This window comes from uncultured Kluyvera sp., assembly GCF_902485085.1.
In the GTDB taxonomy this organism is placed as follows: Bacteria; Pseudomonadota; Gammaproteobacteria; order Enterobacterales; family Enterobacteriaceae; genus Kluyvera; species Kluyvera ascorbata.
Genome location: NZ_CABTJS010000004.1, coordinates 165571 through 190631, shown reverse-complemented (window position 1 = coordinate 190631; position 25061 = coordinate 165571). Strand labels below are relative to the sequence as shown.

General features: G+C 52.4%; 28 protein-coding genes. 16 read left to right on the top strand and 12 right to left on the bottom strand.

Annotated elements, in window-relative coordinates; all coding sequences use genetic code 11:
- Nucleotides 1–36: 36 nt before the first annotated feature.
- Nucleotides 37–1062, bottom strand: a complete 1026-nt coding sequence (locus tag RDN66_RS01295) for an aldehyde reductase (protein WP_202218035.1) — start codon at nucleotides 1060–1062, stop codon at nucleotides 37–39.
- 102 nt (nucleotides 1063–1164) lie between these two features.
- Here RDN66_RS01295 and RDN66_RS01290 point away from each other — a divergent pair, with 102 nt between their 5' ends.
- Nucleotides 1165–2094: an AraC family transcriptional regulator gene (locus RDN66_RS01290; protein ID WP_227675166.1), complete on the top strand. Its 930-nt coding sequence runs from the start codon at nucleotides 1165–1167 to the stop codon at nucleotides 2092–2094.
- Here the strand turns inward: RDN66_RS01290 and RDN66_RS01285 are convergent.
- Complete coding sequence (locus RDN66_RS01285; protein ID WP_202218037.1) at nucleotides 2075–2833, bottom strand: class I SAM-dependent methyltransferase; 759 nt, start codon at nucleotides 2831–2833, stop codon at nucleotides 2075–2077. The genes RDN66_RS01290 and RDN66_RS01285 overlap by 20 nt on opposite strands.
- Nucleotides 2834–2935: 102 nt before the next feature.
- On the opposite strand from RDN66_RS01285, the gene RDN66_RS01280 reads away from it, so the two are divergent.
- The gene (locus RDN66_RS01280) at nucleotides 2936–3721 is read left to right on the top strand and encodes a helix-turn-helix transcriptional regulator (RefSeq protein ID WP_202218038.1); all 786 of its coding nucleotides are present in this window, start codon (nucleotides 2936–2938) and stop codon (nucleotides 3719–3721) included.
- A gap of 69 nt (nucleotides 3722–3790) precedes the next feature.
- Here RDN66_RS01280 and RDN66_RS01275 read toward each other — a convergent pair whose 3' ends face one another.
- The gene (locus RDN66_RS01275; RefSeq protein WP_202218039.1) at nucleotides 3791–4696 is read right to left on the bottom strand and encodes a LysR family transcriptional regulator; all 906 of its coding nucleotides are present in this window, start codon (nucleotides 4694–4696) and stop codon (nucleotides 3791–3793) included.
- A gap of 115 nt (nucleotides 4697–4811) precedes the next feature.
- Between RDN66_RS01275 and RDN66_RS01270 the strand changes: the two genes are divergently transcribed.
- From RDN66_RS01270 to RDN66_RS01255, 4 genes are read left to right on the top strand one after another with little or no spacing between them, the layout of a single operon-like run.
- Complete coding sequence (locus tag RDN66_RS01270; RefSeq protein WP_202218040.1) at nucleotides 4812–5789, top strand: 2Fe-2S iron-sulfur cluster-binding protein; 978 nt, start codon at nucleotides 4812–4814, stop codon at nucleotides 5787–5789.
- Nucleotides 5790–5826: 37 nt separating this feature from the next.
- The gene (locus RDN66_RS01265) at nucleotides 5827–7083 is read left to right on the top strand and encodes an aromatic ring-hydroxylating dioxygenase subunit alpha (protein WP_202218041.1); all 1257 of its coding nucleotides are present in this window, start codon (nucleotides 5827–5829) and stop codon (nucleotides 7081–7083) included.
- 3 nt (nucleotides 7084–7086) lie between these two features.
- Complete coding sequence (locus tag RDN66_RS01260; RefSeq protein ID WP_227675167.1) at nucleotides 7087–7563, top strand: aromatic-ring-hydroxylating dioxygenase subunit beta; 477 nt, start codon at nucleotides 7087–7089, stop codon at nucleotides 7561–7563.
- A gap of 9 nt (nucleotides 7564–7572) precedes the next feature.
- Nucleotides 7573–7887, top strand: a complete 315-nt coding sequence (locus RDN66_RS01255) for a non-heme iron oxygenase ferredoxin subunit (RefSeq protein ID WP_035896118.1) — start codon at nucleotides 7573–7575, stop codon at nucleotides 7885–7887.
- A gap of 43 nt (nucleotides 7888–7930) precedes the next feature.
- Here the strand turns inward: RDN66_RS01255 and RDN66_RS01250 are convergent, their stop codons facing one another.
- Entirely contained in the window at nucleotides 7931–8908 is a 978-nt protein-coding gene (locus tag RDN66_RS01250; protein WP_202218042.1) for a nitronate monooxygenase family protein, read from the bottom strand.
- Nucleotides 8909–9056: 148 nt separating this feature from the next.
- Here RDN66_RS01250 and RDN66_RS01245 point away from each other — a divergent pair, with 148 nt between their 5' ends.
- The 4 genes from RDN66_RS01245 to RDN66_RS01230 all read left to right on the top strand — a co-directional run bounded on the left by RDN66_RS01245 (nucleotide 9057) and on the right by RDN66_RS01230 (nucleotide 11439).
- Entirely contained in the window at nucleotides 9057–9950 is an 894-nt protein-coding gene (locus tag RDN66_RS01245) for a LysR family transcriptional regulator (protein ID WP_202218117.1), read from the top strand.
- Between the two features lie 83 nt (nucleotides 9951–10033).
- On the top strand, nucleotides 10034–10357 hold the full coding sequence (locus RDN66_RS01240) for an antibiotic biosynthesis monooxygenase (RefSeq protein ID WP_202218043.1): 324 nt from the start codon (nucleotides 10034–10036) through the stop codon (nucleotides 10355–10357).
- Nucleotides 10350–10733 (top strand): amino acid-binding protein, encoded by a 384-nt coding sequence (locus RDN66_RS01235; protein WP_202218044.1) that lies wholly within the window; start codon nucleotides 10350–10352, stop codon nucleotides 10731–10733. The genes RDN66_RS01240 and RDN66_RS01235 overlap by 8 nt, the downstream gene beginning before the upstream one ends.
- Nucleotides 10726–11439 carry a metalloregulator ArsR/SmtB family transcription factor gene (locus tag RDN66_RS01230; protein ID WP_308537467.1) on the top strand — a complete coding sequence of 238 codons (714 nt, stop codon included), beginning with the start codon at nucleotides 10726–10728 and terminating at the stop codon, nucleotides 11437–11439. Before RDN66_RS01235 ends, RDN66_RS01230 begins: the two co-directional genes overlap by 8 nt.
- A 13-nt stretch (nucleotides 11440–11452) precedes the next feature.
- Here the strand turns inward: RDN66_RS01230 and tam are convergent, their stop codons facing one another.
- Complete coding sequence (gene tam, locus RDN66_RS01225; protein ID WP_202218046.1) at nucleotides 11453–12211, bottom strand: trans-aconitate 2-methyltransferase; 759 nt, start codon at nucleotides 12209–12211, stop codon at nucleotides 11453–11455.
- A 74-nt stretch (nucleotides 12212–12285) separates the two neighbouring features.
- Here tam and RDN66_RS01220 point away from each other — a divergent pair, with 74 nt between their 5' ends.
- Entirely contained in the window at nucleotides 12286–13329 is a 1044-nt protein-coding gene (locus tag RDN66_RS01220) for a S66 peptidase family protein (RefSeq protein ID WP_202218047.1), read from the top strand.
- A 242-nt stretch (nucleotides 13330–13571) separates the two neighbouring features.
- Here RDN66_RS01220 and RDN66_RS01215 read toward each other — a convergent pair whose 3' ends face one another.
- Entirely contained in the window at nucleotides 13572–14321 is a 750-nt protein-coding gene (locus RDN66_RS01215; protein WP_308537466.1) for an SDR family oxidoreductase, read from the bottom strand.
- 182 nt (nucleotides 14322–14503) lie between these two features.
- Here RDN66_RS01215 and RDN66_RS01210 point away from each other — a divergent pair, with 182 nt between their 5' ends.
- Complete coding sequence (locus RDN66_RS01210; RefSeq protein ID WP_123650370.1) at nucleotides 14504–15409, top strand: LysR family transcriptional regulator; 906 nt, start codon at nucleotides 14504–14506, stop codon at nucleotides 15407–15409.
- A 76-nt stretch (nucleotides 15410–15485) separates the two neighbouring features.
- Here RDN66_RS01210 and RDN66_RS01205 read toward each other — a convergent pair whose 3' ends face one another.
- Nucleotides 15486–16055, bottom strand: a complete 570-nt coding sequence (locus tag RDN66_RS01205) for a hypothetical protein (RefSeq protein WP_035895118.1) — start codon at nucleotides 16053–16055, stop codon at nucleotides 15486–15488.
- Between the two features lie 371 nt (nucleotides 16056–16426).
- On the opposite strand from RDN66_RS01205, the gene RDN66_RS01200 reads away from it, so the two are divergent.
- Nucleotides 16427–16711, top strand: coding sequence for a VF530 family protein (locus RDN66_RS01200; RefSeq protein WP_270502409.1), 285 nt, complete (start codon nucleotides 16427–16429; stop codon nucleotides 16709–16711).
- Here the strand turns inward: RDN66_RS01200 and RDN66_RS01195 are convergent.
- The gene (locus RDN66_RS01195; protein WP_308537465.1) at nucleotides 16701–17705 is read right to left on the bottom strand and encodes a zinc-binding dehydrogenase; all 1005 of its coding nucleotides are present in this window, start codon (nucleotides 17703–17705) and stop codon (nucleotides 16701–16703) included. The two genes, RDN66_RS01200 and RDN66_RS01195, sit on opposite strands and share 11 nt — an antisense overlap.
- Before the next feature lie 215 nt (nucleotides 17706–17920).
- On the opposite strand from RDN66_RS01195, the gene RDN66_RS01190 reads away from it, so the two are divergent.
- Together RDN66_RS01190 and RDN66_RS01185 are read left to right on the top strand one after the other, a co-directional pair.
- Entirely contained in the window at nucleotides 17921–19204 is a 1284-nt protein-coding gene (locus tag RDN66_RS01190) for a glycoside hydrolase family 10 protein (protein ID WP_202218049.1), read from the top strand.
- A gap of 278 nt (nucleotides 19205–19482) precedes the next feature.
- The gene (locus tag RDN66_RS01185; protein WP_202218050.1) at nucleotides 19483–20751 is read left to right on the top strand and encodes an amino acid permease; all 1269 of its coding nucleotides are present in this window, start codon (nucleotides 19483–19485) and stop codon (nucleotides 20749–20751) included.
- A 79-nt stretch (nucleotides 20752–20830) separates the two neighbouring features.
- Here RDN66_RS01185 and RDN66_RS01180 read toward each other — a convergent pair whose 3' ends face one another.
- The 3 genes from RDN66_RS01180 to cfa all read right to left on the bottom strand — a co-directional run bounded on the left by RDN66_RS01180 (nucleotide 20831) and on the right by cfa (nucleotide 23747).
- Nucleotides 20831–22105 (bottom strand): type II toxin-antitoxin system HipA family toxin, encoded by a 1275-nt coding sequence (locus RDN66_RS01180; RefSeq protein ID WP_123650374.1) that lies wholly within the window; start codon nucleotides 22103–22105, stop codon nucleotides 20831–20833.
- The gene (locus tag RDN66_RS01175; protein ID WP_035895126.1) at nucleotides 22098–22412 is read right to left on the bottom strand and encodes a helix-turn-helix domain-containing protein; all 315 of its coding nucleotides are present in this window, start codon (nucleotides 22410–22412) and stop codon (nucleotides 22098–22100) included. Before RDN66_RS01175 ends, RDN66_RS01180 begins: the two co-directional genes overlap by 8 nt.
- A 180-nt stretch (nucleotides 22413–22592) precedes the next feature.
- Nucleotides 22593–23747, bottom strand: a complete 1155-nt coding sequence (gene cfa, locus RDN66_RS01170; protein ID WP_035895112.1) for a cyclopropane fatty acyl phospholipid synthase — start codon at nucleotides 23745–23747, stop codon at nucleotides 22593–22595.
- 106 nt (nucleotides 23748–23853) lie between these two features.
- On the opposite strand from cfa, the gene RDN66_RS01165 reads away from it, so the two are divergent.
- A complete protein-coding gene (locus RDN66_RS01165; RefSeq protein ID WP_308537464.1) occupies nucleotides 23854–24660 on the top strand; it encodes a helix-turn-helix transcriptional regulator in 807 nt (268 codons plus the stop codon).
- Here RDN66_RS01165 and RDN66_RS01160 read toward each other — a convergent pair.
- Entirely contained in the window at nucleotides 24657–25007 is a 351-nt protein-coding gene (locus RDN66_RS01160) for a hypothetical protein (RefSeq protein WP_035895111.1), read from the bottom strand. The two genes, RDN66_RS01165 and RDN66_RS01160, sit on opposite strands and share 4 nt — an antisense overlap.
- Nucleotides 25008–25061: the final 54 nt, after the last annotated feature.

Sequence of the window (25061 nt, the reverse complement as noted above, 5' to 3'; positions counted from 1 at the left end):
GCCGGGCAATGCCTGATGGCGTTGCGCTTATCAGGCCTACACCAGGCCAAGTGTAATAAGACTTTCGGCGGTGGCGACAATCGCCGCCTGCGGGGAACGCGGTTTCCAACCCAGTAACGTCGTCGCCTTTTCATGGCTCACGTTCATATCGACCCCCAGCAGTTTTACCATTCCCAGCATTACCGGGTTTTTCTGCGCTGCGGCGCGTACCATTTCATCGCTCATCGGCAGCGTCGATACTTTATTTGCCGCATCCCCCAACGCCTGGCGAAGCGTCTTCGCCACATCAAGGATAGTCAAGCTGTGCCCAGCGCTGGCAAGAAAACGCTCACCGTTGGCCGCCGGATGCGTCATCGCCAACAGGTGCAGTTCGGCAACATCACGCACGTCCACAAAGCAGGAGTTGATATTCGGGCAACCCGGCTCGCCATCGAGCATGTTTTTGATAATGCGGGTGGAGTGAGAATAGTCAGCGCCCAATACAGGCCCCAGCACCGCGACCGGATTAATCGCCGACAGCTCCAGACCGTTGCCTTCGCGGGCGATGAACTCCCACGCGGCGCGTTCGGACAGCGTTTTTGATTTCTGATATGGCCAGACATCGCCACTGACATCGCTCCAGTCGTTTTCGGTAAATGGGCGAGGGTAATCGGCCGGGTGGCCCACGCCGATAGCGCCAAACGCCGAGGTTAACACCACGCGCTGTACGCCTGCATCGCGGGCGGCGCGCAGTACGCGCAGGTTGCCGTCAATGGCCGGATTCACCCAATCGGCCTCTTGAGTCTGGCTGCCGGAAGGAGTTGGAGACGCACCGTGCATCACGAAGCGACAACCCGCAACGGCATCGTCCCAGCCGTTGTCAGCGGTCAGATCCGCCACCACGAACGAAAGATCGGCGCCAGGTTCAACGCCGCCTTGCTGTAAATTGCGGCGAACCTCTTCTTCACGCTCAGCGGAGCGTACGGTGGTACGTACCTGATATCCGTTATTAAGCAGGGAAATAATGCAGTGTTGAGCGATAAAACCGGTGCCGCCGGTGACTAAAACGCGTGCTTTACTCATGATGCAATTCTCTTTATGCGATGGGTATATGACATAGAGTAAGCAGCGGTAGTCAGATTGTGAATGCTTGATAGTGCGTCTGAGTTGCGCGATAGTACGGAAATGAACATTGATCCGTTTTCAGACATCCTCAAACTGACGCATGCCGAATCGCTGGTAACCGGTGGATTCACCGCCGGTGGTCGGTGGGCGCTGCGTTTTCCTGCGCCAGATAAAATCAAATTCTTCGCCATTCTTCGCGGTCAGTGCTGGGTATTGCTGGAAGGGGAACCGGAACCCATCTTATTCGCAACCGGTGATGTCGGGTTACTCAGCGCGAAGCGCGAGTTTGTGCTGGCAAGCCATCCGGACGTCGAGCCTATTGATGCCATGAGCGTGTTCTTTGGCGCGGGCAAACCGCATGCGCCCATCGGTGAAGGCAATGACATTGAACATATCGGCGGTCACGTTCTGCTGAACCCGACCAGCGGTAAGTTGCTGACCCACGTGCTACCACCGTGGATTCATGTACCGGCAAACTCAGCGCAGGCCTCATCGTTCCGCTGGCTTTTGGATCAACTAGTACAAGAACGTGTTCAACATCAGCCCGGTTCACAGCTGGTTTCAACGCAGTTGGCGCAGCTGCTATTTGTGCAAATCCTACGCGCTCACTTGCAGAATAACGAGACGCTGCCCGTCGGTTGGCTTCGGGTGTTGGGCGACCGCCGCTTAACGCCAGCGTTGCAGCTGATGCACGGCGACCCGGCTCGTGCGTGGCACCTGGAGGAACTGGCAAAGGCCTGCGCCATGTCGCGTACGGTATTTGCGCAGCATTTCCGACAAACCGCAGGCATGACCCCGATTGCCTATCTGACACAGTGGCGCATGCGGCTTGCCAAACAGGCGCTAAGCGAAGCGAGCGAGCAGGTGGCTGAAGTGGCACAAACGCTCGGGTACGCCTCGGTTAGCGCGTTTAGCAACGCGTTTAAGCGGGAAACCGGTTTATCCCCAAAAGCCTGGCGACAAACCGCACTTAGCGCGCCTGAAACATAATGGTGTCGCTGACAAAGCTACCGTCGGCGGCAATCTCAAAATGCGTGCGCACTTCATCAGAGACTTTATCCTGCAAATAGCGGATAGCCTCGACGATATTTTCTGGCGTTTTCATTCGAGCCACCCAGGATGAAAATTCCAGATGCAGTTTATCGCCGACCAATTTATCCACCACCATCCCGCGATTGTTGACCATCGACAACCATTCACCCTGAGAGTAGTTATGAATGTGCGATGGATCACGCAGCATTTCGACCGTTTGCAACCAGACGTTGAGCATTGCTTTGCCCGGAGACGCGATATCCATCAGGATAAAACGGCCGCCAGGTTTGAGGACGCGGCGAATCTCCATCAACGCCGCCTGAATATCATGCCAGTGGTGCGCAGAGTAGCGGCTGATAACAATATCAAAGCTGTTATCCGCGAAAGGCAGAATTTCCGCCGGACCTTGTGCACAGCTGATATTACCCATCCCGCGCTTTTGGGCTTCCTGTTCCACAACTTCCAGCATCCCTTCGGACAAATCATACGCGGTGACCTCAGCGACCAAAGGAGAGGCGGTAAAGCTGGCATGCCCGGCACCACAGCCGACGTCCAACAGGCGTGCTTGCGTATCATCGACCAGCCATTCGGCCAGACGACGTAAATCAGCCCCCTGGGCGTGGACGTTACTCTGCAAATAAGCGGCAGCCTGACCGCTAAACTGGGACTTCACTAATGCTTCATGATGGTTGCTCATACCGGTCTTCCTCTGTTGTTATGTTCTTGTTAAAACGGACTATACGCCGGGATTAATACGGGTACAATATTGGCACTTATACTGGTATATCGAGTTACTACCATGGACAACACGGGACTGAAAGGGCCAGAAGCGCTGGGGACATTTTTACGCGTTAAACGGGAAAATACCTCGCCGGAAATGCTGGGGATCCCGGTGCTTTCGCGCCGGAGAACAAAAGGGCTGCGCCGGGAAGAGGTGGCGCAGATGAGTGGGATCAGCACCACCTGGTATACCTGGCTTGAACAGGGACGCGATATCACCGTTTCGGCTCAAACGCTGTCAGGAATTGCCTTTGCGCTCAAGCTCAAGCCTGCTGAGCGGGAATATCTTTTTTTGTTGGCGCATAAAAGCGATCCGCTGGTTGAGCAGGTTCCCGCAGTCGAGCAGACCATTTTGTCCGCCGTATACGCCGTGTCAGAGCCCTGTTATTTACTGGATCTCACCTGGCAGGTGCTGTCATGGAATAAAGGTGCCGAAACGTTGTTTAAGGGCTTTCTCGATAGCGAAAAATCCCCGAACATGATGCACTTTATGTTCCTGAACCCGCTCGCCCGGACGTTGGTCGATAACTGGGAGGTGCGTGCTCGCCGTATTGTCGCGGAGCTTCGTTCTGATGCTATTCATTATCCTAACGACACCACGCTCAACGCGTTTGTGCAGCAGATGAGTGAAAACAGCAGTGATTTTCGTGAATTCTGGTCCCAACAGCAGGTTATCGTGCGGGAAGGTGGCGCGCGTGTTTTTCATCATGCCACGCGAGGCGATCTGACCTATCGCCAGCTCAGCTGGCAGTTGGCAAGCAACCGAGCGCTGAAAATGATCATGCTGGTTCCCGAATCGTGCTGACGAAGCTGGTTTTATTACCCGGCGGATTGAAAGGCTTAATAAGTGACAGTGTCACTTAAAAACGGTTAGTTACTCGGTAAACAGACGCATAAAACAACGGCGTAACCAGGTGTTGGCTGCATCCTGATGCACATGGCTATGCCAGAACAGGTTAATCTGGATAGTCGGCAGATCGTAAGGTAATGGACGGATAACCAGCCCAAACCGTTGCGCTGTCTGTAACGCCAGTTTTTCAGTCACCGTGACGATAAAATCGGTTTCGCTCAGAATATAAGGAATCGCCATAAAATGGGGGACACACAGTTGCCCCTGGTCGGCAATACCGGCTTTGGCAAAGAGTTCAAAAATACGTTTATGGCCGGAGTCTTGCGCCATGACCTTGATATGCTGCGCCTCGCGAAAGGCGGCCTCATCAAAGGGCTGGTTGCTCAGCGGATGGTCTTTACGCATTAAGCAGACATAGCGCTGATCGAAGAGCCGCCGCTGATAAAACCCGGCTTCAAGCTGCGGCAGCAGACCAATAGCCAGATCCACGCCACCGTTCTCCATTTCTGTTTTTAGCGGTACTGCCGTATCACGAACCGTCGTGATACGCACGCCGGGCGCTTCTTTGCTCAATAAATTCATCAGCCTGGGCAGCAGGTAAATTTCCCCAAGGTCGGTCATCGCGACGCGAAACTCACGCTGACTTTCCCACGGGTTAAAACTATTGCGGTAGCTCAGCGTCTTTTCCAGCGCGCAGAGAATTTCATCCACATCACCGGCAATCGCTTCCGCATATGGCGTAGGGCGCATCCCTCGGGATGCTTTTTCAAACAGCTCATCGCCCAGCATCGTCCGCAAGCGCTTAATAGCATGGCTGACGGAAGGTTGGGTAAGGCCCATCATTTCGGCGACTCTGCCGGTATGGCGCTCATTGTACATATGGCGAAAGAGCACCAGCAGGTTCAGGTCGAATTCAGCTAAACGTGACATAGATATCGTTATCAATCCGATTAATAACCGCTATAAACCACACGGTATATCTCACCGCTCCGTTTCTTTATACGATTCATTAACAAAATAACAACATTAATGGTAAGGAACTGTGATGCAAGTGGATTTCATGCCGTCTCGTCGTCAGGTCGCCGTTACCCCCGGCAGTAATCTGTTGGATGTATTACGTGAGCACCAAATTCCCATCTCTTACAGCTGCATGGCCGGTCGCTGTCAGACCTGTCGCTGCCGGGTGATATCTGGCGATGTCGCTCATACGCTGCCGGACGATGCACCAGAACTGGAAACGGGTGAGGTGCTGGCCTGCTGCGCCACGTTGCTGTCACCGAGCGTCATTGAGCTTCCGCCTGCGGATGAAGTTGTGGTGCATCCAGCGCGTACCCTCAAAACCACGGTTGTCTCTTTTACGACGCTTTGTCACGACGTATGGCGTCTACGCCTGAAGCCCGCCAAGCCGTTTTCCTGGTCCGCTGGGCAGTTTGTCCGTTTGACGTTTCCCGGAGGCGGCCAGCGTAGTTATTCCATGGCGGGCTGTCCGCAAGATGACGAACTGGAGTTTCATATTCGTATCGTCTCCGATGGACGGGTCACACCTGGGTTACTGGAAACGCTCGAACCAGGTACCGCCATCAAGCTCAACGGCCCGCTGGGTGCCAGTTGGCTACGTCAGAAACATGAAGGCCCGATACTCTGCGTCGCTGGCGGCACGGGCCTTGCGCCGCAGCTATCCATTATCCGCTCCGCGCTGGCCGCCGGCATGCGTAACCCCATCCACCTCTATTACGGCAGCCGCTGGGCGGCAGATCTCTATGGCGTTGAGATGCTGGACGAGCTGGCACAGACATACGGCAACTTCCGATATCAAGTGGTGTTAAGCCAGGAGTCATCAGCATCGGGTGTCCGCAGCGGAAGATTACCTGCTGCGGTCATTCAGGATTTGCCGACGCTGGCAGGCTGGAAGGTTTATCCCGCCGGGCCGCCCGCGATGGTTGAGGCGATGACGCTTCAGGCAAAAGCGTTGGGCGCAAGAGCAGAGGATATTCACGCCGATGCGTTTTATTACCAATCGTAATGTCGTTTACCTGCATAGATAACAAAAAGGAGTCACGATGAACTTCACCTCTGAACCGCAAAACAATTTACTGTGGCCTGACGATGGCACTAGTCGGATACCGTTCTGGGCCTACACTCGCGACGATATCTACCACCGCGAACTGGAAAAAATCTTCTATGGGAAGCACTGGTGCTACGTGGCGCTGGAAGCTGAAATCCCTGAACCGGGCGATTTTGTTCGCAGCGTGGTTGGCGAACGCTCGGTCATCGTGGTGCGCAATCAGCAGGGCGAGATCAACGTGGTTGAGAACCTCTGCGCCCACCGTGGCATGCGCTTTTGTCGTGAAAAATCAGGGAATCGCACCGACTTTGTGTGCCCCTATCACCAGTGGAACTATGACCTTGACGGTAACCTGCAGGGCGTGCCGTTCCGACGGGGCGTAAAGCAGGACGGCAAAGTGAACGGCGGCATGCCGAAAGACTTTAACCCGTCTGAACATGGGCTAAAAAAACTCAACGTCGCCCGCCATAACGGCGTGGTGTTTGCCTCGTTCTCATTCGACGTTGAACAGTTGGAGCACTATCTCGGCCCGGACATTCTGGCCTATTTCGAGCGCGTATTCAGCGGCCGTCAGCTAAAGCTGCTGGGCTATAACCGCCAGCGCATTCCCGGCAACTGGAAACTGATGCAGGAAAACATTAAGGATCCGTACCACGCGGGGCTGCTGCACACCTGGTTTGTCACCTTTGGCCTGTGGCGCGCGGATAACCGCTCGCAGCTGATAATGGATGATAAATACCGTCATGCGGCGATGATAAGCCGCAAAGGAAACGGCGGGAAAAGTGCGGTAACGCAAGGGGTGAGTAGCTTTAAAGAGCAGATGCAGCTGAACGACTCCAGCTTCCTCGACGTAGTTGAGGAACCGTGGTGGAACGGCCCAACGGTGGTGATGATGACGCTGTTCCCAAGCCTGGTGATTCAGCAGAACGTGAACTCGATGTCGGTGCGTCATATCCAGCCCCGCGGGGCGAATGAATTCGATTTTGTCTGGACACATTTCGGTTTCGCCGATGACTCCGAGGAGATGACCCAGCGCCGCCTGAAGCAGGCGAATCTATTCGGCCCGGCGGGGTTTGTCTCCGCCGACGATGGCGAAGTGGTTGAATTTTCCCAGCAAGGGTTACGCCAGAACCCGTCCCAACGCACCATCGCGGAAATGGGCGGCACCGGCTATGAAAATACCGATCACATGGTCTCGGAAACCTTAATCCGAGGGATGTACCACTACTGGCGCGGCGTGCTGGAGATTTAAAACATGATGATTAACAGTGAAATCTGGCAGCAACTGGTCACGCTGCAAACGGAATATAGCGATATCGTAGACCGCGCCGAATGGGATAAATGGACCGAACTCTTCACCGATGATTGTGTGTATAAGGTGATCCCACGCGAAAACTACGACCGCAAACTGCCGCTCTCCACCATCAATCTGGAAAGCAAAGGGATGTTGAAAGATAGAGTCTACGGCGTGGCCGAGACGCTGTTCCACGACCCGTACTATCAGCGTCACGTGGTGGGGCTTCCGCATATTACGGCAATGACCGAGGAAGGGATTTTCGCCCGCACCAACTATGCCATCTTTCGAACCAAAGCGGATGGACACAGTGAAGTGTTCAACGTGGGTTACTACCTGGATAAGGTCGTACAAACGGCAGAAGGGCTGCGTTTTGCCAGCCGGCTGTGCATTTTCGACAGCGAACTGGTGCCAAACTCCTTAATCTATCCAATCTGAGGTGAGTAGATGTCTGATAACTGGATTTTAGCCGCTGAACTCGCCGACTTGCCGGAAGATGATGTCATCGGCATTGACGTGAACGGTCATGATATTGCGCTGTACCGCACTGAAGATGGGGTGTTTGCCAGCGCCAATCTTTGCTCTCACGGCAATGCACGTTTGAGCGATGGCTTTCTGGAGGACGGTGAAATTGAGTGCCCGTTGCATCAGGGGCGCTTTTGCATCAAAACCGGCAAAGCGATGTGCAGCCCGTTAACCGAAGGAATCGCCACCTATCCGGTGCAAATTGAGGGAGAACAGGTCTACCTGAAGTTTGCCTGATAGCAATGCGGCCGGGCTGAAACCAGGCCGCATGAATAGGGGCTTACGCTGTCAGTTGTTCTACCACGTCCGCCACGCTCGTCACGTGATGGATACCCCCAATGCCGGTTCCCAGGGCGATATAGCCTTCATCGGTATTACCTTCCAGCATCCCCAGACGCAGGCCGCGCAGCCCGCCCATAACATGGGCAATCTCTTCCTTGCTGGCACCGGCTTTATCCATTTCAACCAGCGTTGACGTCAGCTTGCCTGGCAGTGAACGATAGTAGTCAGGCAGGGTGCGGAACAGGTTCAGATCCAGGCCGTTTGCCTCGACAATTTTGTCCTTAATGGTTTGGGGAACGCGACTTTCTTCGGTACTGATAAAGACGGAACCCGCAAACACGCCCTCTGCGCCCAGTGCATGTGCCGCTCGCGCCGTGCGCTTATCAACAATCCCTCCGGCGGCCAGCACCGGGACATGTTCGACAGCGTCAGCAATCAGCGGCACGATAGAAAAGGTGCCGAGCGCCGTCGCCGGCAGCGTACCGCCTTCATCAAAGCCCGTTGCCACGATAATATCCGCCCCGGCACGCTCAGCTTCGCGGGTGTTTTCGGGGGTAGGATTTATATCGCGGTAGATAATCGTAATACCCGCTGCTTTTAGTTCATCGAACAGCGCGGGGATAATCGCCCCCTGGCCATAGCCGGTATACACCACCACTTTTACCGCTTCTTCTTTGATGACCTGTAGAATACCCGGCGTCCAGATATCGTTCTCCGGGCTTGGGATCAGGTTCACGCCAAAGGGTTTGTCGGTCAATCTTTTGGTTTTACGGATCTCTTCACGCATTTTCTCCGCCGTGGCTTCCGGGGTAGAGACCGCCGTTTCCGCCGTTAAACCGGCGTTTGGCCCCAACACTCCCAAACCACCGGCGTTGCTGACGGCCGCAACCAGGCGGGCATCGGTGAGCCATGACAGCGGTCCCTGAATGACAGGTTTTTCAATGCCAAGAATCTGACTGATACGGTTATTTTTCATGATGTTATCTCCTAATCGCAGCGCAAAATGGCTGGTATGCGTGCAGTGTAGGCGTCTTTATTATTAAGAAAAATAGTGAAAAAAGTGCATCACTATTATTAAATAAATAACAATAAGAACTTACTCCACAAAGGCATGCCGTATGCAGATAAATCTATTTGAAAATATTAAGATTTTTATTGAGATTATTGATTCGGGTAGCTTCAGTAAGGCGGCTGAAAATTTGCAGCTGCACCGACCGGCGGTCACCAAAGCCTTACAGCAGTTGGAAAAAGAGAGCGGGGTGAGGCTATTGCAGCGCACCACGCGGCGTATTTATCTGACGCCGGAAGGGGAAGAGTTTTACCGACGCAGCAAGCCGCTATTGGCGCAGGCTGACGATCTGCTGGCATCGTTTGCACCGGAAAAACCGTTGCATGGTCAGCTACGCGTCGATATGCCCATCGCCTTTGCGCGTCTGGTGGTGGTGCCGAAATTACCCCAGTTTTACGCCAGGCATCCGGATCTCGAGATAATCCTCAGCAGCTCAGACATGCGTCGGGATATGCTGCGCGATGGGCTGGACTGCGTGCTGCGCATGGGTGACCTGGACGATGGCGATTATGTCGCTCGACCGTTGGGGAATATTAAAATGACGACCTGCGCCAGCCCGGAGTATCTGGCCCGATATGGTACGCCGGAAACACTGGATGATCTTAAGGCGCATCACCAGGGGGTAAATTGGATCAATAGTAGCAGCCGACAGATCATGCCATGGCGTTTTGAAACGGCAACGGGGACTGCGGAAATCGCGCTGCCGGGGAAACTTATCCTCGATAATTCCGAAGTGTATATTTCAGCTGGTCTCGCAGGGCTCGGCTTATTACAGGGCATGAATTTCTTTTTACAGCCCTATATCGACAGGGGTCAGTTGGTGGAAGTGCTGCCCAATCACCCTTGCCCGCGGCGTCAGCTTTCGCTGATGTATCCGCATAGACATCTATCGCATAAGGTTCGCGTGTTTGCTGAATGGGTGGATAGCCTGCTGGATGATTTACGTTAACTTCGCAGCCATACTTCGTTATCCAACGAAGCATTGCCATTTCATCTCTTTATAGTGGTCTCACTTATCTGGAGGAGACCGCGATGATTGCCGTACTGTTTGAAGCCAATGCCGTTGCTGAAAAGCAGGCCCGATATCTTGAACTTGCCGCCCAACTTCGTTCTGAGCTCGACAACGTTGAAGGGTTTATTGCCATCGAGCGCTTCCAAAGTTTAACGACGGAAGGGAAAATCTTATCGCTCTCGTGGTGGGAAAATGAAGACGCCGTGTTGGCGTGGAAAAGAAATACCCAGCACCAGGCCGCACAGAGAGAAGGGCAAGAAACAATATTTGCCAACTACCGTATTCGGGTAGCCCAGGTGCTTCGTGAATATTCATCCGACTCAAGGCAGGCCGCTCATGTTTGATATCCACGTTATACTGCGTAATAGTCCCGGAGAACTGGCGCGTTTAGGTTCCACGCTAGGGGAAAATGGCGTAGGGCTTGAAGGCGGCGGCGTTTTTAGCGTCGGTGACGAATCCCATGCGCATTTTCTGGTCAAGAACGGCGAGCGGGCCAGGGAAGTGCTAGAGGCCTCGGGAATACCGGTCAGCAAGGTAAGCAAACCGCTTATCCGGCGGTTAAAGCAGGAGCGCCCCGGAGAACTGGGCAATATTGCTTTTGCGCTGTCCGAGCACGGGATTAACATACTTGTACAATACAGCGATCATGACAATCGATTGATTTTACTCACCGATAATAACGAACTGGCCGCTCAAGCCACCGGACAATGGGATGAATAAACCGCTTAACATCGCCCCGGCCAACGCTGATGGCAAGACGCTTGAAAGCACCATGTCGGAAGTGGCTGCCGCCATTGCTGACCCGTCGCGGGTCAGCATGCTGTGCGCCTTGATGGATGGTCGAGCATGGACGGCAACTGAGTTAAGTGCCGTCGCGGATATTTCCCCATCAACCGGTAGCGCCCATCTGGCAAAATTAGTGCAGGGGCAATTAATTAGCTGTTTATCTCAGGGGCGCCACCGTTATTACCGTCTCGCTGGAAACGAGGTGGCGACGCTGCTGGAAATACTGATGGGCGTGTCCATGCGAGCACAGCCGACAAGGCCAATTACGACCCCAGTCCATTTGCGAAAAGCGCGAACCTGCTACGATCACCTGGCCGGTGACGTTGCCGTCCGGCTCTATACATTCATGCAGGAAAAGGGCTGGTTTACGGAGGAAGGCACAGAGCTTTCAGCGGTCGGATTAGCCGGGTTTCGACAAATTGGCGCCACGCTTAACACACAAACCCGGCGCAAAACGATCTGCGCCTGTCTGGACTGGAGCGAACGACGACCGCATCTTGGTGGCAACGCCGGTGCGGCGTTATTAGCTGTATTTGAGCATCATGGCTGGATTGAACGAATTGCTGGCTATCGGGAAGTGCGTTTTACCGATGCGGGAAGAAGGGCGCTGGCAAAAAACTTTGCCATCACCCTTAGCTGACATCTTCTGAGCGTTATAATTTACGTTGCGCCACCATAAAGAGGCGAGGGAACGCCAGCAATATCTGGCCATCTTGCTGTACCGGATAGTTTTCCTGCAGCCGTTGGTGATAACGAGCTAAAAATTGCTGCTTCTGCGATTCATCCAGATCCTGAAGCCACGGCCGCAGACCGGTGGCGCTGACCCAATCGATAATCGCCTGGTGCGAATTCATTTTGTGATAATAGGTTGTACGCCAGATATCAACCTCGCTTCCCGCCTGACTCAAAATATCATAGTAGCGATGAACGCTCGGCAGCGGATCGCGACCGCGATTAGGGTAGCCTTGTTCTTTTGCCACTTCACGCATCAAAACGTGCGAGGGTTCTTCCCAGTTATACGGCATCTGAACTGCCAGAAAACCATTATGTTTCAGTAGACTGATAAGTCTGGGGAACAGTTCGTCGTGATCCGAAAGCCACTGCAGCGAGGCATTGGCATAAATCAGATCTGGCGGTATTTCTGGCTGAAGAGATCGTATATCCGCTTCAATAAAATGGCATTCGGGTAATGCATTTCGGGCTTCACTAAGCATTGCGGGGGAATTGTCGATGCCGGTAATGGCGGCATTTGGCCAGCGTTGATAAAGTAATGCCGTGCTGTTGCCGGGCCCGCAGCCAAGATCGAGAGCTGAAACAACATCGTTGAGCGGAATACGCGCCAATAGTTCAGCGGCTGGTCGTGAGCGTTCTGCCCCGAACTGCATGTACAGCGTTGGGTTCCAGTCGGACATATCAATTATCCTTAGGCGTTGTTAGGCAAGTGGTTGATGGGATATGTTATTTCAATGTTAATAAGGAATATTCCATGAAAATACGCTTCCCGTCCAGATTAGTTTCTGGCGATTTAATTGCGATAACCGCGCCATCGTCAGGCGTTCCTGCGCATCGCCATGCTCGACTTGATCTTGCCATTAATGCCTTAAAATCCAAAGGGTTTAGGGTTGTTGAAGGCCAGTGTTTGCGCTCGCAACATAAGAATAAGAGTGCGGATAAAGCGCTGCGGGCAAGTGAGCTAATGCAGTTTCTGTGCGACCCGGAGGTTAAAGCCGTAATGCCTCCCTGGGGTGGCGATCTGGCCATCGAGCTATTGGAGCTCATTGATTTCGAGAAATTAAAAGCGGTTGAGCCAAAGTGGTTTTCAGGTTTTTCAGACCTGACTACGCTGCATTTCCCGCTGACCATCTTAAGCGGCTGGGCAACCGCCCATGGCCCAAACCTTATGGAACTCGGCGCCAGAGTACTGGATGAAACCACAGGTCGCATCTGGACGGTGCTGGAGAGCGAACGTGGTAGCACGGTAACTCAATATTCGTCAGCACAGTATCAGGTTGAAGAGAACCAGTGGGGAGCAGAAACTGACACCGGTTTCAATCTGACTCAAAAAACAGTGTGGAAACGCCTTGATGGCAAAAGCGAGCGGCTCACGTTTACTGGACGATTAATTGGCGGATGTCTGGACATCATCGGCAGGATAGCCGGAACCCAATTCGGCAGCATTGAACCGTTTAAACAGCAGAGCACTGGCGATGGCGTCATTCTTTATTTTGAGAATGTAGAAATGGGCCCGTGTGAATTAACGCGGGCATTATACAGTTTACGTTTACAGGGCTGGTTCAGCGGCATCAATGGCATCATGATTGGCCGAAGTGCTGGGCCGAACGCTGACAGTGACAATCAACAGAATTATCTCGACGCGCTGCAATCCGCATTGGGGGATATCAACATACCGGTTTTATACGACGTAGACATCGGACACATACCGCCGCAAATGACGTTGGTGAATGGTGCAATGGCAACGGTGACGTTTAGTGATAGTGGCGGTTCGGTCGTGCAAGAGCTGTGGTGGTAAAAAACGGCGTGATTGTGATAATGGCGATAAAACGGACGGATTATTGAGGTGCACAATCACAGCCGCAAAACGTTGGATTTGGCCTGATTCTATGTTAGTGCGCATAATGTATATTATGTTAAATTGAGTTTGAGGGTGCTGAGTTATAAGCATTGACCGCTACCCCGCTATCTATCTTTAACACGAATAATGCCGAAGGCCCGACAAATACCTCGGGCCCTCAGTTCTAACGCGTCTGAACGCTAAATTTGCGCCAGACCACCGTCAACATAGATTTCAGCTGCATTAATAAAGCGCGAATCATCGGATGCGAGGAACGCGACTGTTTTACCCACTTCCTCTGGTTCACCCAAACGGCCCAACGGCACGCCAGCGGCGAGTGCATCAAACAGTCCCTGCCGGTGTTCTTCATCTACCAACCCGCCAAGACCTGGCGTACGGATTGGGCCTGGGCTCACGACGTTAATGCGGATATCTCTATCTTTCAGATCAAGCGCCCATGAGCGAACCAGACTGCGTAGCGCGGCTTTGCTGGCGCTATAAACGCTGAAGTTCGCCGTGCCTTTCACTGCGGCCGTGGAGCCGGTCAGGATCACTGAGGCGCCTGGGGTTAACAAAGGTAGCGCCTTCTGAACCGTAAACAGAACACCGCGTACGTTGGTGCCGAAAATTCGGTCGAAATGCTCCTCCGTGATAGCCCCAAGTGGCATCATGTCACCACCGCCGGCGTTGGCAAACAGCACGTCGAGACGACCCACGTCACTCGCAATCGTCGAAAATACGGTATCGAGGTCACTTAACACGGAAGCATCCGCGCGAATCCCTTTCGCCGCAGGGCCGATTAACGCCACGGCAGCATCAAGCTCTTCCTGGCGGCGTCCGGTGATGTACACCTTCCCCCCCTGTTCAACCAACACTTGTGCTGTTGCAAGGCCAATACCTGAAGTACCACCGGTTACTAACGCAATTTTTTCCGAAAGTTTCTTATTCATGATGCATTTCCTTAACTAAAGTATGAATATGCTAATTGAGTCACCGACTTACAGAGATAATCAGTCGTCTCAGTACGGTTGGTACTTTAGCGTTGTTAACCTATGCAGAAAAATACAGCAAAATGAAAAACACTCTTCACCGGTGTGAATAATGACGCTTTATCGTCGGGAAAATGTGAATAATGGATCGATTTTCAGCCCTTAAAGTCTTTACGCGCGTTGTCGAAACGAACAGTTTTACCCGCGCCGCAGACTCACTGGACATGCCCAATGCCACCATCAGCAAAACGATTCAACAGCTTGAGGCGCATCTGGGGACACGCCTGCTACAGCGCACCACGCGACGCATTACCGTCACGCCGGAGGGGCTGGAATATTATGATAAAGCGCTGCGTATTCTGACGGAGTTGGATGAGATTGATGCGTCGTTTAAAACCTCCAGCACTAAGCCCAAAGGTCACCTACGGATAGCGATTGGCGGCTCAACCGCACGTGACGTTCTGGTGCCGTTGCTGGCAGATTTCATGACCATTTACCCGGATATTCGTATCGATCTCCAGGTCGCGGATAAACCTTCGGATCTTATTAGCGGCAATATTGACTGTGCTATCCGAGGCGGCCCGATGGAGGACTCCTCGCTTATCGCACGAAAAATCGGTGAAGCGACGATCATTACCTGCGCCACGCCTGGCTACCTGAAACGATACGGCGTCCCCGCCTACCCTGATGAGCTCAGAAATGGGCACCGTCTTATCAGCTATTTGTCCCCCGCTAGCGGAAGAGCATTTCCATTCCGCTTTGAACACAACGGGGAAAAAATGGAGATAAAAGCGGAACATCATCTCGGCATTAATGAGAGCAATGCGCATATTGCCGCTGTAGAAGCTGGATTGGGAATTGTGCAGACCTTTACCTATTCGCTAAAAAAAGCGCTGGCTGCCGGTGCGCTGGTAGAAATACTCGGTAAATGGCGTCCTGCTCCCTATCCTTTTCACGTGGTCTACGCGCAAAATCGCCATGTGCCTCCCCGGCTTCGAGTTTTTCTGGAATGGCTTGCCGGGTCATTTCCGGCGGCAGTTAAGGAATAGCGTTAATATCGGGGGATAGTAATGGGTGACTACCAACTATCCCTCAATATACCTATTCTGCCTACACACGCTGACCTTATACGCATGGCCCGGTAGCGCAGCCGTACATCATAAACAGCGGGAATAATGGGAGTAATGGAATTAGTGCAATACTCCCCGCAGTGGTTAGCGACTGGGTTTTATCGTTGATAGACACCACAATTGGCTGCTCTAGCCGGTAAGGTGCCGCCAACTCTTCTGCGTAAGAAGAGGACCAGAACCCGTTGGCTTTAAACATCACGCCAAGGTGGTCGTTATCAAGAGTTGTTGCCTTATACTCATTACGCAGAATAGTTTGCTGGTTGGCATCCACATTACGCTTATCAATCACCACCATGTATTCAGCCGTGACCTCATGATCCTTAACCGCAAAATTCACCCTCACGCCGGATGCCTGCTGATGGAAGCGCTGATAAAACGTGTTATAGCGTTGATATTCCTGCGGCATACCTTCACGGAAGAAGCGATAACTGTGTTTTTCCGAGCTGGCAATAATGCCGGAATCAATCGGTTTAATCGCCACGATCGTTTCAGTCGGCGGCAGGTTCGGGGTATTGGCACAGCCAACCAGTAGTAACGCTACCAGCAATGACGCATATTTCAACATGTCTTATTTTCCTGTTCTCTATTGTGTTATACACGACATCATAGAACCTGGACGTAGGTATTCGTAACCCCCAGATACTTGTAGCATTGCCATTCTTATCATCTTTCAGAAACAACAAAAAATGTGACAACGTCACTTAAATAACCAGCAGCAATAATGTAATTATATGAAATATAAAAGAATTGACGTTTTTTCGCGCGCTGTGTGAATTCTGATATTTTACCAGTGCCATCCGTACGTCAGAATCCACGTACAACCGCCTTAAAATTGAGCGCAAGTTTAACATGCGTACCTGCGCCATTGCCGGATGCTCAGCTTTCTTGTAACCTTCTCTCGCACATCATTTTGACCTCAATTTTAACGGGCCTCCCATGACAGAACATATTTCTAAAGATCCTTTGCACGGCGTAACCCTGGAAATGCAGGTCAATGCGCTGGTAGCACGTTATGGGTGGGAGCAACTGAGCAAGCTGATTAACATCAACTGCTTTAAGAATGACCCGAGCGTTAAATCCAGCCTTAAATTTTTGCGACGTACCCCGTGGGCCCGTGCCGAAGTGGAAGCGCTTTATCTGGACTCATTGACCGGTGACGTGGAAATAACGCCGGAAGAACCGGCGTTTAATCCGTGGGGAACGTGGCGAACTAAGGGTTAACGAGAATCAGTGGTTTTCCACTGAACTGACGGTGACGAAGTTGATTTAACAGCGCGGGCAGTTTGTCAAAATCAGAGACCACCATCTCCTCTGCCACTAAACGCTTCGTCGCCAGATCCAACATAATTTTTTCTCCGGCCGCCGTTAGCTGATGCCAGGCATCATCATCTCCGAACCAGTGGAGTGCGCCGAGCGCCACTTCATGCATCGACAACGTGCGACCAAACGGCGCGCATGGCCACTCCGTCAACCGCCCCTGAATCGCGATGATGTGACCATTTGCCTTCAGCGCGGGAGTCAGACGAGCTGCATGATCCTCGTTAACGCTATCAATCACTGCAAAGAACGTTGCCGCTTTTTCCTCTGGCCACGTGGTACCGGAAGGCAATGGCCCGGCGATGCAGGTTTGCGCGCCCAAAGTCTGCAGGCGCTGCCAGTGACGGGGATTGCACATCGCGGTAACCGCAAATCCTCTCGCTGCTGCAAACTGCACAAGATAGTGACCGACGCCACCTCCGGCACCGCTAATCAACAGCGGCGCTCCGTTAATTATCGGCAGCTTTTCAATAGCCAGCAACGCCGTTAGCGCCGGACAAGGAAGGCTTGCCGCCGTTTCAAAACTCAATGAATCAGGCAAGCGCATCAGGGCACGAGCGGCAACGGGGGTATGTTCCGCATAACTACCAGGCTTCAATAGGCTTTGGTGATACGCCACACGCAGGCCCAGCCAGCTTTGATCGACACCCTCGCCCAGCGCGACCACCGTTCCCGCGCCGTCAACGCCGGGGACATGACCCTTTTCCCAGTCAACCAACCCCGGACTGAATACCTTCCAGTCAACCGGATTAAGTCCGATAACCGCGTTGCGAACCAGAACATCGCCCGCCGCGAGCTGCGGGACGGCGATACGCGTTAATTCAAGCGCTTCAGGTTCGGCGCTGCCCTGCCATGTCCAGGCAAGATGCGTATCAACAGGTTGTGTATATTCAGGCATAGGGCTTCCCTTGCTGTTGTCAGGATGAATAAGCATCAACAATAAAAAACTGGCAGAAATAAGGCAAATGACATATCGGAATGATGCTTATCATTTTGTGTGATATCACTGTAGCTAATTGATTGACTTCACCGTGAATAGTACGAAAATATTTGCCACTCGCGATAACCCGAATAACGGCACCTATGACTCTCAGTTCTTTTAGTTTCTCCCGAATGTCAAAAACGAAAAAAGCCGCCGCGCTGATTGCCGCCGCACTATTTCTGGTCAGCTGCGACTCAAAAACCCCCGTTAAAACGCCTTCTGGCGTGAATACCGGCAAAACCCAGCAGAATAATGAGCCAATGCGCGGCGTCTGGCTCGCAACGGTGTCTCGTCTCGACTGGCCACCGATTAGCTCAATTAACGCCAGCAGCAGTATGCAGCGCGTTATCCAGCAGCAGGCCGCGATGCGCGACAAGCTTGATAAGTTGAAAAGCCTCGGCATTAATACCGTTTTCTTCCAGGTAAAACCGGATGGCACGGCACTGTGGCAGTCTAATATTTTGCCATGGTCTGAAACGCTCACGGGCACCATTGGTCAGTATCCTGGCTACGACCCGCTACAGTTCATGCTGGATGAAGCGCACAAGCGCGGCATGAAGGTTCATGCCTGGTTCAACCCGTACCGCGTCTCCACCAATATCAAGCCTTCAACGGTTACCGCGCTGAACAATACGCTGTCGATGACACCGCCGAGCGTTTACGTCCTGCATCGCGATTGGATCCGCACCGCGGGAGACCGCTTCGTGCTAGACCCAGGTATTCCGGAAGTTCGTGACTGGATAACCAGTATCGTGGCGGAAGTTGTATCTCGTTACCCGGTTGATGGCGTGCAGTTTGACGACTATTTCTACACCGAAACCCCGGCTTCAGCGCTGAACGATAACGCGACCTATCGCCAGTACGGTCAGGGTTTTGCCTCAAAAGCCGACTGGCGACGCCACAACACCCAGCAGCTGATTTCGCAGGTTTCGCACACCATTAAGCAGCTCAACCCGAACGTTGAATTTGGCGTGAGCCCGGCCGGAGTATGGCGAAATCGTTCGCACGACCCCGCTGGTTCCGACACCCGTGGCGCTGCTGCTTATGATGAATCCTATGCCGATACGCGCCAGTGGGTGCAACAGGGTTTACTCGACTATATTGCGCCGCAGCTCTATTGGCCGTTTGCTCGTGATGCCGCGCGTTATGATGTTCTGGCGAAATGGTGGGCGGACGTCGTCAAACCAACCAATACCCGCCTGTACATCGGTATAGCGCTGTATAAAGTGGGTGAACCGTCGAAAAATGAACCAGACTGGACGGTCCAGGGCGGCGTGCCAGAGCTGAAAAAGCAAATTGATATGAATGAGTCCGCCACCAATATCAATGGCACAATATTGTTCCGTGAGGGTTACCTCGAACAGCCGCAAACGCAGCAGGCTGTGGATTATTTAAAAAGCCGCTGGGGTAATTAAATAGAGAATGGAATCGGCGAACTGTCGTCGATTCCTTTACTATAAATGACAAGAAGTTATAGCGATGTAAAAGGTGTTATTAAACCTCTTGAATTTTCCAGTAAATACCAAAAAATACTTGCGGGGCTTATCGCGCAACCAGTAGTATCGAATAGAAGCTTCCAGAATAGCCTCATACAATAAGAAATCGTTTTTCCATCCTTTTATATTTTCCGCTTAGGTTACCCCCAATAGCTCCTCCATTAACGTCCGCGTTATTCTCGGTATATATGAGTACTATGACTAAAGAAACAGCGATATCTCGTCCTCAATGGACGAAAAAAGATACCATCTGGATGATGGGTGTTTACGGCGCAACGGTGGGTGCAGGCACGCTTTTCCTACCGGTTGAAATCGGTACTCGCGGCCCGCTTATCTTTATTCTGCTACTCCTGCTGGGATTTCCACTATCGCTCGTACCACACGTGCTTATCTGCCGGGTCTTTATGCGCGACCAGCAGAAGGACGATGGGAACGACCATACGCTGCCGCTGTTTGGCTCGTTCTTTGGCCCAAAAGGCCGTCAGGCCATGAAGCTGTTTTTCTGCGTAGCGCATTACCCGGTTACGCTGGTCTATGCCGTGTCATTGGTAAATGCGCTGAGCCACTTTCTGAGCGACCGCCTGCACATTGTCGGCATTAACCGCGCCACGCTCACGTTGATCGTTCTGCTTATTCTCCACCTGGTGTTGAGCAAAGGTCGCGATAAAGTCGTGAGTACCATGAGTGCGCTGGCTCTGCCGTTTGCCATTGCTATCATCGTTATCGCCGCCTCACAGATCCCGGCCTGGAACATAGAAAACATCACCCATGCCTGGCAGCAAACGCAGACCTCAACCCCTGGCAGTGCGCTGAAAGATCTGTGGCTAACGCTGCCGCTTATCGCCTTCTCTCTGTGCTCTGCGCCGCTGATTCCCGCGCTGGCCTCCTGGTATCGTGAACCGGGTAACGGTGGCGAGGAACAGTCCGTGCGGGTTATTCGCCGCGCTTATGGCTTAATTTTCTTCAGCATTATTTTCTTCGTGCTGAGCTGTATTTTGAGTACGCCGCGTGAAATCTTTGAGATGGCGAAAGACCAGAATCTGAACGTGTTGTCAGTTATTGGCGGCAATGGCGGCATGAGTGCGCTGCTCTATCTGGCACCGTTTATTGCCATTCTGGGAATGACGAAATCGTTTTTAGGGATTTCAATGCCGGTTGCCGAAACCTTTAACGTGCTGGCGACCGATCTCTTCAACATTAAACGGACCAGCCATATTCAGCGGGTTAAATTAATCACCTCGGTGCTGATGTTTATCGTCACCTCAGTGGTGGTTTATCTGAATCCCGACGTGATTAATATGATTGAAACGCTCTGCGGGCCGTTAATTGCGATCTTCCTGTTTGTGATCCCAACCTGGTTAATTTTCACGCGTCCGGCGCTGAAAGCGATGCGAGGGTTTATCTCAGTGATGGTGATGGCGAGCGGCGTATTGACCGTTTCGGCGCTGCTGTATGCGATGTTTTGAGTAAGTTAAGTGAGGGGGGCGATGTAGGTTCCCCTCACCTATTCCCCGACGTAGCGAGGGGATCGGTTGGTACTGATAGTCAGAGAGGCTTTTTTAATCGACTGATATTATCTCGAATCTGTCGTTGAATCTGGCTTAATGTCTCTTCAGTAATCTGGTCTGGATACAACGACCTTGCGGTGTCCGCAAACGCGTCACCTACCGTGCTAAACGCCTCTATTTTTTCGTCAATCTCTGCCAGAGTGAGTTCAGCTTCCTGCTCACCCAACGCCATCATATGCTGACGTTCGATATCCAATGCTTCCCCCATCACGTCCATCTGATGATAGCCACCCGGCCCATCGTTGTAGGTAACGTCAAAAGCGGGAGCCAGCGACCATTGGCCGTTTGCCGCCATCAGATAGGCGAAGTTCTTTGGGTGATCGTCGCGGTTATTAAAGATAACGTTAAACAGCACCCGCTCAAAGGCGCGGGTCTTCTCCCGAACATCATTCGTACACAAATGAGTGGCGCGTAGGAAGTTAACGTAATCCAACGACCCGGCAATCTGATAGTTTGCGCCGGTAAACGCGGCAAGACTTTGCATTGGCACGCGCATCCCGTCCTGGCGGTCAAAGCGCTTACTGGCAAAAGCGGTCTGCCCGTCCGGCAACGCAAAATAGGCGGTGTCTGGCGCGGAAATACCGCATTGACGAAGGCACTCACCGTAGACGGCTTCAATGGCGCACACTTCCGGGTGCTCTTGCTTCGCCGGGAATTTCACCAGCCAGCTTTCAAGTTCGGGTGCGGCAATCGTCGTAAACAGCCCCGTTTGCGGATGACGATACAGCAGCACCTTTGGGCGTGCCCCCTGAGGCGAGCCCCCCATTTGCAGCAGCTTTTGTAGAAACTGACCACCTTCACCGCTCAGTACGGCCTGAACTTCCTGTGCCAGTTGGGCAAGTGGAACATTATCTTTCGTCGCTAACGAGTCATCGGCCTGGAGAGGATGGAAAGTCATTGCGCCCATCGCGCCATTACCGATATAGGTCAAACGCTCCAGCGGCCCAATGCGCGCGGCGTTGAGTCCCCGGCGTTTGAAGAGGCGATCCATCAGTAGCATCCCCCAACCGTCGGGCAGTGCGTCGTAAACCGGGCCCGGCAGACCAAGCTGGTGGGCAGGGAAATCCCGACGCAGGCGTGGGCCATTGAGCGGTAACGTCAAGCGGGCTAACTCCAGCCCTTTTCGCACCGCCTCTTCGCTGTATTCAAAGGCAATCATTGGCCGCCCGGTCAGTGCAGTAGAGGAAACCAGTCGCCCCCATAGCCAGCGTTCTCCCCAGCCTTCGTAGTATATCTCTATTCGGTCAGGCATCGTCGTGCTTCCTCTTTATCCGATGGCGCGTGGCGCTTTTTTCATAGCGCAGGATATCGTCCAGGCTCTCAATCTTTGGCTTAAATAACGTTTCCAGTTCGTCGGCGAACCCCAGCACCATGGCCACCCTGACTAGACTATCAAAGTTGATGTTACGCCCTGCTTCCAGGTTAGAGACCGTGTTGACCCCAACACCGGCGCGAGCCGCGAGGTCGGCCTGGGTCATTTGCTGTGAAAGCCTTTCCTGGCGAAGTCGACCACAGAGCAGCTTTACAATTTCTGCGGGTTTACTAAGCGATAAATCCATCATAAGGCGACTTATCCATGATTATTAATGTTAATACCCAATATTATAGAATTAAGAGATAAAAATAGGAAGACCGCATAAAACACAAAATATTGTATTTAACGCAAAGATATGAAGATAGGAACCAATAAAAAGGAATTAAATCAGAAGTACGTCGCCCGAAGGCGACGTGACAAGCAATTAACGATAGACGTACATGCCACCCTCAGTGCCACGGCTGAACAGCACCTGCCAGAGCTCAATATCACGGGCGCGGAACGCGCCAGCGCAGGCGCACAGATAGTAGTTGAACATCCGACGGAAACGCGGCGTGTAGTTGGACGACAAACCAGACCACGCCTGGTTAAAGCGTTCGTGCCATGCCATCAACGTTTTGTCGTAATCACTACCAAAGTTATGCCAGTCTTCCATCACCAGGCGCGATTCACTGACGCTCGCAATCTGGCGAATCGACGGTAGACAGCCGTTCGGGAAAATGTATTTGTTGATCCACGGGTCTACGCTGAGTCCGGTTTGGTTACTCCCGATGGTATGTAGCAAAAACAGTCCATTAGGTTTAAGGCAGCGGTCAACAACGCTAAAATAGGTCTCGTAGTTTTTTGGCCCGACATGCTCAAACATCCCTACTGACACAATCCGGTCATAGGTGGTATTGAGGTCACGGTAGTCCTGCAGCAGGATATTCACATCCAGCCCTTCACAGCGCTGCTGCGCCAGTTTTTGCTGTTCGCGCGAAATGGTCACGCCGTCCACGCTAACGCCATAGTTCCGCGCCGCATAGGCTGCCAGCCCTCCCCAGCCGCAGCCGATATCCAGCAAGCGCATACCGGGCTCAAGCTGCAGTTTTTCGCAGATCATTTTGAGCTTGGCATTTTGCGCTTCTTCCAGCGTTTGTGCATGACGCCAGTAACCGCATGAGTACTGCATGTGCGGGTCGAGCATCAACGCAAAAAGATCGTTGCCGATATCGTAGTGTTCTTTGCCGACAATCCATGATCGGCTGCGCGACTGAAGATTAAACAGGCGCGCGCTGACAACACGTAAAATATCCTTCAGGTTACCGGGAACCTGTTTATCCAGTTTTGCTTTCAGGATTTTGCAGAACAGAATATCCAAACGCTCGCAGTCCCACCAACCTTCCATATAGCTCTCGCCTAACCCCAGCGAACCCTGCTGAAATACACGCTTAAAGAAATCAGCGTGGTGTACCTGAATATCCCATGGCCGGGCACCATTGATTTTAATATCGGCCTGACTGAGCAGGTCATTTCCCATCCGCGACCAATTATCGTTCAATTCATCAATGCTAATTACATCTGAGCAAACCGTGGCCATGTTTCTTATCCATAAACGAGTCAATATGATGTGCAGAAGATTATTATGGATAAGACGATGGTATGTATTATGATGTGAGGACAATATTTATCGAACAGATGCCATAATGATGGACGGTACCCTTCCTTTCTCCCTTCAGCAGGCTAAACAGTGGTTTTCATCGCAAGATGACTCAATGAAAGAGCTGCCGCAGTCGGTCTACTTTCGCTCTTACATGCTACCAGCAAACAATCACGTCGCCAGGCACAGCCATAGCTTCGCACAATTTCATTTTGCACGTAAAGGCAGTATGCGTATCGATGTGGCGGGGGAATGCTGGGGGATCCCCGCGCATTACGGTATCTGGATCCCGCATAACACCGAACACGCGGTATGGGCGCTGGATGACGTCTATCTGGAGAATCTGGATATCGACCCGGATTTTTTACCGGAATCGATCGACGAATGTAGGGTCGTGGCCATCAGCGATTTTGTTCGCGAGTTCATCCACTACGCGACAACCACTACGCCCGAGTGCTATGACATTGGCGCTAAGGAAGGTCAGCTGGTGAGCGTGTTGCTTGATGTGATTTTGAAGCTGCCAGAAGTTGAACTAATGCTGCCCTGGCCGCACGATGCGGCACTTATCAAGGTGTGCAGAACCATTCAGGAGTCACCGAGTCTTGAACATGCGATGGAAGACTGGGCTCATCATCTTGGCATGTCCGCCCGCACGTTTTCCCGTCATTTTAAGAAAGAGACCGGCATGCCCTTCAGCGCATGGAAACAAAAAATGCGGCTTCTGGAGTCGGTCATTCATCTGAAGAAAAATAAAAACGTCACCGCCGTTGCGCTGGAGGTGGGATATTCCAGCACCGCCGCATTCAGCTATGCGTTTCGTCAGGCATTCGGCGTTCCGCCTTCAAGCTATTAATGGATGGTTTTATTTCTGGGGTTGTACTTATAGATAAAGGCAATCGACCTTCCGGTTATATGCTGTACTTCTTTAATACTATGCCCCTGTGAGAGCAGCTGCTGAATGCGTAATTTATCGCGTTCAACGTCCTGCTTTCGGCTATCACGAGTCACCACCTCACGCGGCGTATTGATTTGCAGTTGAAGATGACACGCGCTTATTTTCTCCCACGCTAAGCGGCACTGATCTTTCGTCGCATCGAAATGCGTCGATATCTCCTGCCAGAGGCGTAAAGCTCGGCGGTAAAAGCCCTTAGATTCATTACATTGTGCAAGCAGGATGAGAGCGTTAACTTCGGCGGTCATAATCGTAAACCCACGAGTGAATGAGTGGAACGCATGTGCGCTATGGCTTAATTT

Bases quoted from the DNA above. Each gene is read 5' to 3' on its own strand.
- RDN66_RS01295 (WP_202218035.1), bottom strand. From the start codon at position 1,062: ATGAGTAAAGCACGCGTTTTAGTCACCGGCGGCACCGGTTTTATCGCT.
- RDN66_RS01290 (WP_227675166.1), top strand. From the start codon at position 1,165: ATGAACATTGATCCGTTTTCAGACATCCTCAAACTGACGCATGCCGAA.
- RDN66_RS01285 (WP_202218037.1), bottom strand. From the start codon at position 2,833: ATGAGCAACCATCATGAAGCATTAGTGAAGTCCCAGTTTAGCGGTCAG.
- RDN66_RS01280 (WP_202218038.1), top strand. From the start codon at position 2,936: ATGGACAACACGGGACTGAAAGGGCCAGAAGCGCTGGGGACATTTTTA.
- RDN66_RS01275 (WP_202218039.1), bottom strand. From the start codon at position 4,696: ATGTCACGTTTAGCTGAATTCGACCTGAACCTGCTGGTGCTCTTTCGC.
- RDN66_RS01270 (WP_202218040.1), top strand. From the start codon at position 4,812: ATGCAAGTGGATTTCATGCCGTCTCGTCGTCAGGTCGCCGTTACCCCC.
- RDN66_RS01265 (WP_202218041.1), top strand. From the start codon at position 5,827: ATGAACTTCACCTCTGAACCGCAAAACAATTTACTGTGGCCTGACGAT.
- RDN66_RS01260 (WP_227675167.1), top strand. From the start codon at position 7,087: ATGATGATTAACAGTGAAATCTGGCAGCAACTGGTCACGCTGCAAACG.
- RDN66_RS01255 (WP_035896118.1), top strand. From the start codon at position 7,573: ATGTCTGATAACTGGATTTTAGCCGCTGAACTCGCCGACTTGCCGGAA.
- RDN66_RS01250 (WP_202218042.1), bottom strand. From the start codon at position 8,908: ATGAAAAATAACCGTATCAGTCAGATTCTTGGCATTGAAAAACCTGTC.
- RDN66_RS01240 (WP_202218043.1), top strand. From the start codon at position 10,034: ATGATTGCCGTACTGTTTGAAGCCAATGCCGTTGCTGAAAAGCAGGCC.
- RDN66_RS01235 (WP_202218044.1), top strand. From the start codon at position 10,350: ATGTTTGATATCCACGTTATACTGCGTAATAGTCCCGGAGAACTGGCG.
- RDN66_RS01230 (WP_308537467.1), top strand. From the start codon at position 10,726: ATGAATAAACCGCTTAACATCGCCCCGGCCAACGCTGATGGCAAGACG.
- tam (WP_202218046.1), bottom strand. From the start codon at position 12,211: ATGTCCGACTGGAACCCAACGCTGTACATGCAGTTCGGGGCAGAACGC.
- RDN66_RS01220 (WP_202218047.1), top strand. From the start codon at position 12,286: ATGAAAATACGCTTCCCGTCCAGATTAGTTTCTGGCGATTTAATTGCG.
- RDN66_RS01215 (WP_308537466.1), bottom strand. From the start codon at position 14,321: ATGAATAAGAAACTTTCGGAAAAAATTGCGTTAGTAACCGGTGGTACT.
- RDN66_RS01210 (WP_123650370.1), top strand. From the start codon at position 14,504: ATGGATCGATTTTCAGCCCTTAAAGTCTTTACGCGCGTTGTCGAAACG.
- RDN66_RS01205 (WP_035895118.1), bottom strand. From the start codon at position 16,055: ATGTTGAAATATGCGTCATTGCTGGTAGCGTTACTACTGGTTGGCTGT.
- RDN66_RS01200 (WP_270502409.1), top strand. From the start codon at position 16,427: ATGACAGAACATATTTCTAAAGATCCTTTGCACGGCGTAACCCTGGAA.
- RDN66_RS01195 (WP_308537465.1), bottom strand. From the start codon at position 17,705: ATGCCTGAATATACACAACCTGTTGATACGCATCTTGCCTGGACATGG.
- RDN66_RS01190 (WP_202218049.1), top strand. From the start codon at position 17,921: ATGTCAAAAACGAAAAAAGCCGCCGCGCTGATTGCCGCCGCACTATTT.
- RDN66_RS01185 (WP_202218050.1), top strand. From the start codon at position 19,483: ATGACTAAAGAAACAGCGATATCTCGTCCTCAATGGACGAAAAAAGAT.
- RDN66_RS01180 (WP_123650374.1), bottom strand. From the start codon at position 22,105: ATGCCTGACCGAATAGAGATATACTACGAAGGCTGGGGAGAACGCTGG.
- RDN66_RS01175 (WP_035895126.1), bottom strand. From the start codon at position 22,412: ATGGATTTATCGCTTAGTAAACCCGCAGAAATTGTAAAGCTGCTCTGT.
- cfa (WP_035895112.1), bottom strand. From the start codon at position 23,747: ATGGCCACGGTTTGCTCAGATGTAATTAGCATTGATGAATTGAACGAT.
- RDN66_RS01165 (WP_308537464.1), top strand. From the start codon at position 23,854: ATGATGGACGGTACCCTTCCTTTCTCCCTTCAGCAGGCTAAACAGTGG.
- RDN66_RS01160 (WP_035895111.1), bottom strand. From the start codon at position 25,007: ATGACCGCCGAAGTTAACGCTCTCATCCTGCTTGCACAATGTAATGAA.